A 10,995-nucleotide genomic window follows, 5' to 3' on the forward strand; every position below is an offset into this window, starting at 1 on the left:
CACTGCGCCGCGCCTGTACGACCAGGGGGAGATGAAGACCGTGACCAAGCGGTGGGCCGCTGTTGTGGCACCGGAGGGCCTGATGGGCATGCGCCGGGTCACAGCATGACGTTTTCCGTTCCTGTCGTTCTGGTGAGCGGAATTCCTTCGGTACGAGAAACGCCCTTTCGCGTTGTCGAGGTCGTCACGGCGGCGCAGGTGATTCAGCGGAAGGGCGCGCTGGCCGACGGCGTTCACCTCGCCATCGTGGATCCGGGTCTGACACCCGGCGACGAGGACATCATCTCCGCTCTCTATCTACGCAACGCCGGAAAGACGGCGGTGGTGGGCAACCCCGAACTCGTTCCCGGCGACCTCATCGAGCCGATCCACGCGTACATGGCGACCTGCCGGTCCACCGCGACACCTGTTCGGACAGAGGTCCTCCTCATGGAGGACGCGATGCCGCTGTACGGCGACATCCACCGAATCGTGGAAGCCTTCGAAAGGCAGATGATCTGATGGACCTGCCTTCCAAGCCTCTGCGGGTGGCGCTGCTCCTCGGTGGAGCGAGCGCCGAGCGTGACGTCTCGATCGCCTCCGCGGCCGAGGTCATCCCGGCCCTGCGCGGGCGCGGCCACAGCGTGGAAGTCTTCGACACCGTCAAGGGCCGGCTCAGCTCCGCCGAGGAGGAGCGCGTGCTGACGGCGACAGTGGGATACGCGCCGCCCGACCTGGCCCTACGGTCCGTCGTTGGCATGGCGCCCCGGCTGGTGGAGGAACTGCTGGGCGCGGACGTCGTCTTCCTCGCCCTGCACGGGGGAGCGGGGGAGAACGGTGTCATCCAGGCGATCCTGGACGCGGCGGGGCTGCGCTACACCGGCAGCGGCCACCTCGCCAGCGCCATGGCCATGGACAAGGATCTGAGCAAGCGGCTCTTCCGCGCAGGGGCCATACCCACCCCCGACTGGGTACTGCTGGAGCCGGACGACGATCCCGACGGCATCCCCTTCGAGATCACCCCCGACAGCCCGCTGATCGTCAAACCGAACGCACAGGGGTCCACGATCGGCCTGACCCTGGTGAAGAAGCCGCAGGACCTGCACGACGCCGTCAGGACCGCCCGGATGCACGACGCCGATGTGCTCGTCGAGCGCTTCGTGCCCGGACGAGAATTCGTCGTCGGTGTCCTCGATGGACAGCCGCTGGCAGTGGGAGAGATCAAGCTACGCGACAAGGAGATCTTCGACTACGAGGCCAAATACCAGGCCGGTGTCGCGCTCGAGATCTTCCCGGCCGACGTCCCCAAGGAATTGACGGCCGATCTGGAGGATCTCGCGGGCCGGGCACACGAGATCCTCAAGGCGAGCTCCTACAGCCGCGTGGACTTCCGCCAGGACGGGGAGGGACGCCTCTGGTGCCTGGAGGTGAACACGTTGCCCGGCCTGACCGCGACCAGCCTCTTCCCTCAGTCGGCACAGGCGTCGGGGGTCTCGTTTCCCGAGCTCTGCGAACGCATCTGCCGATCGGCGTTGGGCGGATGACGGCCGTCGATTTCGAGCACATCGCCATCAGGGAGAACGGAGATCCCTTGACGGATCTCCGTTCCTACCCCTTCGATCTGTGCCCCTCCTATTTCCGCCGGGGCCTGTCACCGACCAGTGCGATGTACGTGCGTCATACGGTCGCCGAGATGCTGGTCGGCATTCAGCGCGACCTGGCTCCGCTGACCTTCAGAATCTGGGACGGTTACCGGCCACGGTCCGTGCAGAGCAACATCTACCTGCACTACCTCGCGGACCTTCGAGCCGCGCACCCGGAGAAGGAAGAGGCCGAACTGAGGAAGGAGGCGGAGATCTTCGTCACCGAGCCAGGAGATCCGCGACGCATCCCTCCCCATGCCACCGGCGGGGCGGTGGATCTGACACTGCTGGACCGGGCCGGCCACGAGCTCGACATGGGGACGGCCTTCGATCACTTCGGGCCCGAGTCGGCGGCGCTCTACTTCGAAGAACGCTCTGGGGATTCCCTGGTCAGGGACAACCGGCGGAGACTGCGGGACGCCATGATCGGTGCCGGCTTCCGCTGTGATGCCGACGAGTGGTGGCATTTCGATTTCGGCAACCAGATCTGGGCGGCGCACTACAAGGAGCCGGAAGCCTTTTACGGCGAGATCGGCCAGCGCGGCCAGCGCCCTTGAACGCCTACGAGCGTCGACCCTGCCAGTGCCGTATTCATCCGTGCAGGTTAGAGGCATGGTGGATGATCCGTCCTTTCGGGCGAGCGCCTCGAGCGCTGCGCCAGATAATCGGCAGGATGATCGGTCGTGTTGCTGCCCTTGGCCTATCTCATGGTGACGACCACCTTCTCGCTCCTGCGGCTGCTCTTGGCAAGCGATCGCGCCAAGGACATCGAGATCTTGGTGCTCCGGCATCAGCTGACCGTGCTGCAACGGCAGGTGAACAAGCCCGCGTTCACTCGGGAAGATCGGTTCCTCCTCGCGGGGCTGCTCCACGTCTGCCGATGGACACGCTGCGGTCTGGTCTGAGCATGTACCGGCTAACGTGCCCGAGTCGCGCGGCTGTCGTCTTCACGCCGCTGCTGGTCAACGGCAATGTGACGTCGGCGATGTACGCGATAACGGTCCCTTATCCGGTACATCACCCCGACCCATGGTGTCCTTCTGGCGTACTCCGGCCGACCTCCTACTTGGCCACGAATCCCCCCGAATGCTTGGCTCGGCGGGCGAGTATGCCGATCACGGCCGCATACGTCGCGGCGGCCTCCGTAACCTCGGTGCGGGTTGGTTCCTGTGGGCCTGGGCTGGCGCCGTCATAACGGGGTAAACACCACGCTGCCGTAGCAGTAAGTGGCTGACGCGTTGCGATGGCTGGAAGGTTGTCGCGTGTGGCACAAGCCGCATCGTTCACAGTGGAGGGAGAACCGATGATGCGCATGCGCACCGTGCCTGCGGCCGTAGCCGCTGCTGCCCTGATGGCCTTGTCGCCGCTCGCCCCGGTGTGGGCCGTCCCTGGCACTCTGATAATCGGCGGAGTGGGCATCAACGACCCGCATGGCTGCTACCCCGTCTGGATCCAGGGGGGAGCACGCGCCGAAAACCACACCCAAGTGCAGGTCGCCGAATATCTGACGGGTACCTGTGACCTCACGAATCTTGGTGGCTACGGACCAGGGGAGTCTTTCCACGTCGAGTATGGCCACAGCATCAAAGTCCCGTCGGTGTAGGGCCATGACCTGTTCCGGAGACGCGAGCAGGAGCCGCGAGCTATCCGGTGTTGGATGGGGTCGGGCGGCTCCTGCCAGTCCCCGTAGCTTCGGCCGAAAATCCAGCAGATATGCCTCTTGCCTGCATTGATCGGCAGGCTCAGGTCTGGCCCCACCAGCTCGAGGCCTCTTCATGAGCGCGGTCAGGGGCATATCCGTTGGATCCTTCGCCATTACTACCGGGACCCCGAGGAGCTGGAGCGCGTAGGCGATCTTCTCCGCCCCGAACGCCGGCAGCCGACCGATCCGGTGCCCGGCCGTACGCGCCGCGGCCAGGCCCTCGTTCGTGTTGTTCACGATGATCGTGCGGATGAACTCCGCCAACGCTGCGAACACATGGAAGATGAACATCCCGCCCGGGGTCGTGGTGTCCAGACGCTCGTGCAGCGAGTGGAACCCGACGCCCTGGGCTTTGAGCTGCCCGACGATCCGGATCAAGTCTTCCAGCGATCGGCCGAGTCGGTCGAGGCTGACGACCACGAGGCCGTCAGCCGGCCGCACGTAGTCGAGCATCCGCGCGAGCTCCGGCCGGTCGGTGTTCTTCCCCGTCGCCTTGTCGAAGAACGACTTCGCGCACCCCGCCGCCGACAACGCCGCCTGCTGCCGGGACAAGTTCTGCTCTCGCGTGGACACCCGGCCGTAGCCGACGAGGACACCGGACAGCGGCACGGGGGCGAGGAGATCGGCCGGCGAGCCGGCGGGGGCGAGTCCCATGCCCGCGATGGTGTCCGGAGGGTGTCGGTGTTGTTGGACACGCCGGGTTTTCGGACGGAGTTTCCAGACGGCGCTGACCGGGCAGAGCCCTCCGAATTGATCTTGTCCAGAAACCGAACGATTTATCGACAAGATCAAAGCGGCTGGCCGAACCCGGGACTCCCCGAACGCTGACCCCAAGCCCCGAGACGACTACACACAGCTACTCCGGCCACGGTGGCAGCTTCGTTACCGGCACCCCCGGTACGACGCGGGCTGTAGAAGTGCCTGTCGACGGTGCGGGATGCGTGTCGTTCGCCAGGGCGAGTTTTGCTTGACCGAGACTGTGCTCTCGCCTTCAGTCACGCGGACTCGCAGATGCAGAGTTGAAGCGGCGTATCCACGGCAAATGGCCGACCGGACCAGTCGCCGAAGCGCTCGACGAGCCGAAGGCCGCCGAGCGAGACGAGCAGCGGCAGCTCCTGCGGGAAGATGCTCCTGATTTCGAGTGGTGCGACGACGAAGTCGGGCTCGGAGTCAGTCGAGAGGTGCCACGTCCCGCGTGTGACTTGCGCGGGCGCATCGTAGATCTCAGCGACATCGACGCTAACGTTGCCACGGTCAGGATCCATGAACGACAACGACTCCCGGGTGCGCCGCACGCCATCGGCTTCGGCAAGGAGGCGCACGCTCGGGTTGAACACATCGAAGACAAACCGTGCTCCAAGCGCCAGGTGTCGTCGAACCGACCGGAAGCAGCTGACCAGATCCTCAGCCTCATGCAGATGCAGTAGGGAATTGGCTGTGATGAACACGAAGTCGAATGTGCGGCCCAGATCGAAGGCCCGCATGTCGCCCTGCACCCATTCCACCGCCACACCGCGCTCGTTCGCCTTACGCTGAGCCTCAGCCAGCATGTCTGACGAGAAGTCCACGCCGACGCACGGATGCCCGTCGGACGCGATGGGGATCAGCTTGTGCCCGGTGCCGCACCCGAGTTCCAATACGCGCCCGCCTTGCCGATTGGCGTCGGCCCGGTAGAAGTCGACTGCGGGCCCGCCGCCCGGGAACATGAGGTCGTACAGCCTCGCGTGCGAGTAGAACGCTTCACTCATGAAGCGCCTCCTCCTTCCGACTCATCCGCAGTTGGCCGTGGTGGCCTGCTGATTCAAGCGTGTGCGCCACAGCCGCGACAACAGCTTTACCGTCATCCGCGCCAACCTCCGCTTCGCCGCGGTGATGACCCGCCACACCAAGATCTAAAGCTAATCGTTGGTTTTTGCTGGAAGCTACGGGCGGGCCAAGTCGACGGTCTCGACGATTTGCCAGGCCATCGTCGCCGAGTACGACGCATGGAGCCGCCGCGACCTGACCGGCATCGAGCTGGACTACCTGTTCCTGGACGCCTCCCACTTCAAGATGCACGATGGGCGGCGCGCCGAGCCGGTGCTGGCCGCCTGGGGCATCACCACCGAGGGCAAGCCCGTCTTCATCGGTCTGTCGGCCGCAGCGGCCGAGCCTTTCAGCCTCTGTACGTCGTCGAATCAGCAGAAGGAGCGATACAACATCCAATAGTGAACGTACAGCTTATACTCCTGTTCTGCTATCCCGCGATAGATTACATTCCCGGTTGCATAATAGAGTTGGCTATAGTAACCGTAGCTTGCATAATAGTTCTGATACCGAATCTTCGTTTCTTGGCAATAGGTACTTTCCGCTGACGTATTCGTATCCGTGTACGGCGCGACCAAGGCCGCGCCGGCGTCACTGACGCGAGGCTGGACGGCCGAGTACGGCAGCCGGGGCGTCCGCTTCAACACCGTTGCCCCAGGCCCGGTCTACACCCGGCCCGAGGCCCGCGACCTGTTCGACGCGCTCGCCGAGACCACCGCGATTAAGCGCGCGGCCGAGCCCGCCGAGATCGCCGAGGTCGTCGGATTCCTCGCCTCGTCGAAGGCCAGCTACGTCACCGGCGCGACCGTCGCCGTCGACGGCGGCCGCACCGCCGTCTGAACCCGCCTGCCCCAAGGGGATACCCTCATGTGCAACACCGTGTACGGCCTGAGCGTCGACGCCGCCGACGCCGAGATACTCGCCCACTTCTGGGCCAAGGCCTCGGACGGGACGTCGCCTCAGGCGCGAGCCCCGAATTCGCCACACTCGACCCGGACGGGGCCACCCCGCGGCTGAGCCAGTCCGGTACCTGATGGTGACTCAGCCGTGGATCGGGTCGACGGACGGTGCGCAGTTGTAGGCGCCCGGCTCCGGCGCGGTTCACGCACAGGTTTCCGGCCGTCGGCGCCGTCGTCGCGTAGTTGCACGATGAAGACATCACGCGTGACCGGGTCCACAGCCATCGACTGCATCGCCTGAGGATGATGCAGCCGGGTTCCGCTCAGCACGCGCCCCCACGGGCCTGACAGATCGATCAGGTCTGAGCTCGTCATGAATTCCCTTTCTCGTGGCCCCTCCTTGGATCGCCAGGTGTGCTCGTGCGCAGAGGTCGACATCCGAGTGAGGTAGCCGGTTGTTCGCTGTACGTGCTATTGCAGGGTTCCGCCCGCTCAGGCCGTCCGTCAGGAAGTCGGTCTGCGGCCCCCGTCCGGGCGTGGCGGCTTTCGGCCTGCCATCCGGCTCTTGTGCATTCTGGCCTCGTCTTCTCCGGGCGTGCTTCGGCGGATCTCGCGGATGACCTGGATGAACGCGCGGATCCGGGTGTTCTCGCCGACCTTGCGCCACAGGAGGCCGTACTCGATGGGTGGCGCGTCGCTGAAGGGCACGAAGGTGACGCCGGGCCTGGCGTAGTAGCGGGCGCCGCGCGCGGCCACGACGGAGACGCCTTTGCCGACGTTGACGTGGGAGAGCACCTCCTGCCAGTGGGTGATGGGCGGGCCGTGCGGGATGGGACGGCCCGCGGGGGTTTGATGCGGGTAGTGGTGGTCCAGCCAGTAGTCAGGGATGTTGCCGATCATCGGCAGGAGGATGACGCCGGCGAGGTCCTCGAGGGAGACGGTCTCTCGCCGGGCGAGGGGATGCCCGTCGGGGACCATGAGGGCGCGGGGCTCGGAGAAGATGACGGGACCGGCGGTGATGTCCGGCTCGTCGATGGGGAACTCGGTGAGCTGGAGGTCGAGTTCGCCGGCGCGCAGCGGCCCGAGGGGATCGCCAAGTTGCACCTCTCGGATGTGGACCTCGCAGTCGGGGTAGCGGACGCGGAAGAGGTCGGCGGCTGTGACGACGAGGTCGCCGGACCACAGAGCGGAGAAGCCGACCTTCAGCGTGCCCGTGATGCCGCGGGCGGCGATGATGGCCTGTTCGAGCCCGGCCCCGATCTGTTCGTAGGCGGGGCGCAGATCGTCGCGTAGCCGCTGCCCCAACTCGGTGAGCCGCACCGCGCGGCTGGTGCGTTCAAACAGCGGCGCCCCAACCTGGCGCTCCAGTTTCTTGATGGTCTGGCTGATCCGGCCGGTGGTCACATGCAGCCGCTCGGCGGTGCGCCCGAAATGGAGCTCCTCGGCCAGGACCAGGAACGCTTCCAGCTCAAGTCGTTCAAGCACGAGGCCTCCAGGTCGTTGAGCCCCAGTAAACGATCGTTTCGCTTTGGCTCGTTGTTCGATCTTTCGCCGTACTGCACGCTGAACAGGACGGTCCCGCGGCAGGAAACGGAGAACAACGATGAGCAAGGTTGTCGTGGTCATCGTCGTCTCCATGGACGGCGTCGTGGAGGAACCCTCGTGGGCCGGGCCGTTCTGGAACGACGAGCACGCCAGGTTCCACAACGGCCACCTGTTCGCCAGCCGCGCGCTGCTGCTGGGCCGCAGGACCTTCGACAGCCTGTCCAAGGTGTGGCCGGCGATGGCGCACGAGAGCGATTTCGCCGCCCGGATGGACTCCATCCCCAAGTACGTGGCGTCCACGACCCTGCGGAGAGCCGGCTGGAACGCGGTCGTGATCAAGGGTGACGTCGCGGAACACGTCAGCAAGCTCAAGCGCGAGCCCGGCCGGGACCTCCTGGTGTACGGCAGCGCCGATCTGGTCAACTACCTGATCAAGCACGATCTCGTCGACGAGCTCAAGCTGCTCCGCCATTCCGTCGTGGTGGGCCCAGGCAAGCGCCTGTTCCCTGACGGCGTCGACAGCACGACCTGGACGCTCGCCGCCACCTCCACCTTCGGCTCTGGCGCCATCGTCCTGGAGTACCGCCCGGCGGCCAGTCAGCGGCTCATCTAGGGCTGGTTCCACTCTGTCCTCCTTCTCTCACCCACGTATTCGCTCCGTGGCCCGCCCTATGCGCGCCGTACACGAAGGACCTGGCCGGTGGTGGGGCCACGCCGAACTCAGCGAGCTCGGCGTGGCCCGGTTCGCGCTCTGCCATTGCACGACCGCAAGGAGTCCACCCTCAGGGCGTACGGCTCCGAGGTGCTCAGCTCTGTCTACCGAGCCGGCTTGGCCGCCTTGTCAGCCGATCCGGCCTTCCCGTCGCAGAACACCTGCTTGACGAGCTTGTTCAACGGCTCCGGGAACTTCCCTGCCCGAGACCTTGCCGCGTCGTCCACGTAGTTCACCGAAGCGGTCAGGGTCTTCTTGCCGTCGGGTGAGCTGTACATCAGCGCGCCGTAGCCGTGCGGGGGAGCGCCGTTGTGCTGGTAGACGGTGCCGCAGTTCGGGCCCAGGTCCTGCACGAACAGCCCAAGGCCGTAGCCCATCTTCGGGTGCGGCTTGCGCATCTCGGCCAGCAGCTCGGGCGGCAGGAGCTTGCCGCCGTTCAGCGCGGAGATGAACGTGTGGAGGTCCTGGGTGGTCGAGATCAGGTCTCCGGCGCCGGCCAGCAGCGACAGGTTCTGGCGGGAGATGTCGACCGTCTTCTTCCGGCCGGCGGCGTCCTGGTAGCGGTAGTAGCCGTGGGCGTGCGGGCCGGGGAGCTGCGTCCGGTTGCCCGCCACCACGGTGTCCCGCATCCTGAGGGGGCGCAGGATCCGCCGCTTCAGTTCCTCGGCGTAGGAGCGGCCGGTGACCTTCTCGATCAGCAGCAGGGCCAGGGTGTAGTTGGTGTTGGAGTAGTTCTGGTCCGTGCCCGGCTCGAACCGCGGCGGCTTGGACAACGCCACCCGTGCCAGCTCCTGCGGCCGGTAGGACTTGAACCGGTTGGCCAGCCACGCGTTGCCGGTGGCGGGGATGCCCGGCACGACCGTCCCGTCCTCGTAGTACTCGCCGGTGTAGTTGAACACCCCGCTGGTGTGCTGCAGCAGCATCCGCACGGTGATCCGCTCGTCCAGGCCGAGCCGGGGCAGGTAGCCGGCCACCGGGGCGTCCAGCCCGATCTTGCCCTCGGCCACCAGTTGCAGCACCAGGGTCGCGGTAAAGGGCTTGATGACGCTGCCCGTCCAGAACCGCCCGTTCGTCGGCGGCTTCACGCTCTGGCCCAGCTTGCGCACCCCGGCGCTGCCGGTCCACTCGCCTCTCTCGTCGTGCACGCGTACCTGCACCCCTGCGAAACCGGCGTCGACGAATGCCTGGGTGGCTTCCTGCAGCTCCGGGCGGTCCTGACCGGCGGCGGCCGCCGGCACGGCGCTGCTGTCCGCTGCGGCTACCGCGGGTGTGGCCGCCCCGGCCAGCAGCGCGGCCGCCAGCGCCGTGACCGTCACTCGGCGGAAGACCTTGCCGAGCACCGGCGGCTGGCGCACGCCGTGGATGCGCTGCCCGGTCGCCGTGATCGCTGAGGGGGATGGGATCTTCATGGTTCCTTGGTCTCTGGTGTCGCGCTCGGGCAAAAGGCTCGCCGAGCAGCTCGGGGTTGATCGCACGGGTCTGGGGTGCTCAGCCTTGTCGTCTAATGAGCCGGCTCGGCCTCGTCAGCCGGTCTGCTCGTCGCGGAACACCGCCTTGACGAGCTTCTGCTTCACCTTCTCGAACGCCTCGGACATGGCGACCATGTCGAGCTCGGCTTCCCCGGTGGTCACCGAGGCGGTCAGGGTCCTGCTGCCGTCGGGCGTGCTGTACATCAGCGCCGCCCAGCCCCAGAAGCCGCCGTTGTGATGGAGGAGGGTGCCGCCACCCTCGGTGTCCTCCACGAACACCCCCAGGCCGTAGCCGATCGTGGGGTCGGGCTTGCGCATCTCGGCCAGCAGCGACTCCGGCAGGAGCCTGCCGGAGTTCAGCGCGGAGAAGAACGTGTGGAGGTCCTCGGTGGTCGAGATCATGTCACCGGCGGCGGAGATCCAGGAGGGGTTGAAGCGGGTGGTGTCGACCGTCTTCCACTCCTCGGCGTCCTGGTAGCGGTAGTAGCCGTGGGCGTGCGGCTCGGGGATCTCCGGCGAGGCGTCCGGCATCACCGTGCCCGACAGGCCGAGCGGGCGCAGGATCCGCGCCCGCATCTCTTCGGCGTACGCGCGGCCGGTGACCTTCTCGACCAGGACTCTGGCCAGCACGTAGTTGGTGTTGGAGTAGCTCCAGCCGGTCCCCGGCTCGAACCGCGCCGGCTTGGACAGCGCCAGCCGGACCAGTTCTTCCGGCTGGTAGGTGTGGAACCGGTTGTCGGCCACCCACTCCTTGCCCAGTCCGGGGATCCCCGGCGCGAACGTCCCGTCGGGGTAGTACTCGCCGGTGAAGTTGAACAGTCCGCTGGTGTGCTGCAGCAGCATCCGCGCGGTGATCCGCCGGTCCAGCCCGAACTCGGGCAGGTGGTCGTCCACCGGGGCGTCCAGCTCGATCGTGCCCTCGGCCACCAGTTGCAGCACCAGGGTCGCGGTGAAGGTCTTGGTGGTGCTGCCGATCCGGAACAGTCCGTTCGTCGCCGGCTTGGCGCTCTGGCCCAGCTCGCGTACTCCGGCGCTGCCGGCCCACTCGCCCTGCTCGTCGTTCACGCGCAGCTGCACCCCGGCGGCCAGACCGGAATCGACGAACTCCTGGATGGCCTTCTGCAGTTCCGGGCGAGCCTGGTCGGTGGTGGTCATGGTGGTGCTCCTTCGAATCTGTTACTTCGGTTGAACGGGCGGATGGCGGCGTGCCGTCAGGCGGCGTCGAGGGCGGCGGTGATCT

12 protein-coding genes are annotated in these 10,995 nt (G+C 66.4%); 7 read left to right on the forward strand and 5 right to left on the reverse strand.

Annotated elements, in window-relative coordinates:
• Positions 1-105: 105 nt before the first annotated feature.
• From AB0B45_RS14830 to AB0B45_RS14845, 4 genes are all read left to right on the forward strand, one after another.
• Positions 106-501: a hypothetical protein gene (locus AB0B45_RS14830; protein ID WP_358130217.1), complete on the forward strand. Its 396-nt coding sequence runs from the start codon at positions 106-108 to the stop codon at positions 499-501.
• Positions 501-1,523, forward strand: coding sequence for a D-alanine--D-alanine ligase (locus AB0B45_RS14835; protein ID WP_358130220.1), 1,023 nt, complete (start codon positions 501-503; stop codon positions 1,521-1,523). The genes AB0B45_RS14830 and AB0B45_RS14835 overlap by 1 nt, the downstream gene beginning before the upstream one ends.
• Positions 1,520-2,179, forward strand: a complete 660-nt coding sequence (locus tag AB0B45_RS14840; RefSeq protein WP_358130222.1) for a M15 family metallopeptidase — start codon at positions 1,520-1,522, stop codon at positions 2,177-2,179. The genes AB0B45_RS14835 and AB0B45_RS14840 overlap by 4 nt, the downstream gene beginning before the upstream one ends.
• Before the next feature lie 126 nt (positions 2,180-2,305).
• Positions 2,306-2,527 (forward strand): hypothetical protein, encoded by a 222-nt coding sequence (locus AB0B45_RS14845; RefSeq protein ID WP_358130224.1) that lies wholly within the window; start codon positions 2,306-2,308, stop codon positions 2,525-2,527.
• Between the two features lie 284 nt (positions 2,528-2,811).
• Here AB0B45_RS14845 and AB0B45_RS14850 read toward each other — a convergent pair whose 3' ends face one another.
• Positions 2,812-3,978: a recombinase family protein gene (locus tag AB0B45_RS14850; RefSeq protein ID WP_358130227.1), complete on the reverse strand. Its 1,167-nt coding sequence runs from the start codon at positions 3,976-3,978 to the stop codon at positions 2,812-2,814.
• A 341-nt stretch (positions 3,979-4,319) separates the two neighbouring features.
• On the reverse strand, positions 4,320-5,072 hold the full coding sequence (locus AB0B45_RS14855; protein ID WP_358130230.1) for a class I SAM-dependent methyltransferase: 753 nt from the start codon (positions 5,070-5,072) through the stop codon (positions 4,320-4,322).
• Positions 5,073-5,229: 157 nt separating this feature from the next.
• Here AB0B45_RS14855 and AB0B45_RS14860 point away from each other — a divergent pair, with 157 nt between their 5' ends.
• Both AB0B45_RS14860 and AB0B45_RS14865 read left to right on the forward strand, forming a co-directional pair.
• Complete coding sequence (locus AB0B45_RS14860; protein WP_358130233.1) at positions 5,230-5,532, forward strand: transposase; 303 nt, start codon at positions 5,230-5,232, stop codon at positions 5,530-5,532.
• 159 nt (positions 5,533-5,691) lie between these two features.
• Positions 5,692-5,970, forward strand: a complete 279-nt coding sequence (locus tag AB0B45_RS14865; RefSeq protein ID WP_358130236.1) for an SDR family oxidoreductase — start codon at positions 5,692-5,694, stop codon at positions 5,968-5,970.
• Between the two features lie 563 nt (positions 5,971-6,533).
• Here AB0B45_RS14865 and AB0B45_RS14870 read toward each other — a convergent pair.
• Entirely contained in the window at positions 6,534-7,514 is a 981-nt protein-coding gene (locus AB0B45_RS14870) for a LysR substrate-binding domain-containing protein (protein WP_358130238.1), read from the reverse strand.
• 118 nt (positions 7,515-7,632) lie between these two features.
• On the opposite strand from AB0B45_RS14870, the gene AB0B45_RS14875 reads away from it, so the two are divergent.
• The gene (locus tag AB0B45_RS14875) at positions 7,633-8,187 is read left to right on the forward strand and encodes a dihydrofolate reductase family protein (protein WP_358130241.1); all 555 of its coding nucleotides are present in this window, start codon (positions 7,633-7,635) and stop codon (positions 8,185-8,187) included.
• A gap of 203 nt (positions 8,188-8,390) precedes the next feature.
• Here the strand turns inward: AB0B45_RS14875 and AB0B45_RS14880 are convergent, their stop codons facing one another.
• Together AB0B45_RS14880 and AB0B45_RS14885 are read right to left on the reverse strand one after the other, a co-directional pair.
• A complete protein-coding gene (locus AB0B45_RS14880) occupies positions 8,391-9,695 on the reverse strand; it encodes a serine hydrolase domain-containing protein (RefSeq protein WP_358130244.1) in 1,305 nt (434 codons plus the stop codon).
• 114 nt (positions 9,696-9,809) lie between these two features.
• Positions 9,810-10,910 carry a serine hydrolase domain-containing protein gene (locus AB0B45_RS14885; RefSeq protein WP_358130247.1) on the reverse strand — a complete coding sequence of 367 codons (1,101 nt, stop codon included), beginning with the start codon at positions 10,908-10,910 and terminating at the stop codon, positions 9,810-9,812.
• Positions 10,911-10,995: the final 85 nt, after the last annotated feature.

The organism is Nonomuraea sp. NPDC049152, assembly GCF_040648355.1.
GTDB lineage: Bacteria > Actinomycetota > Actinomycetes > Streptosporangiales > Streptosporangiaceae > Nonomuraea.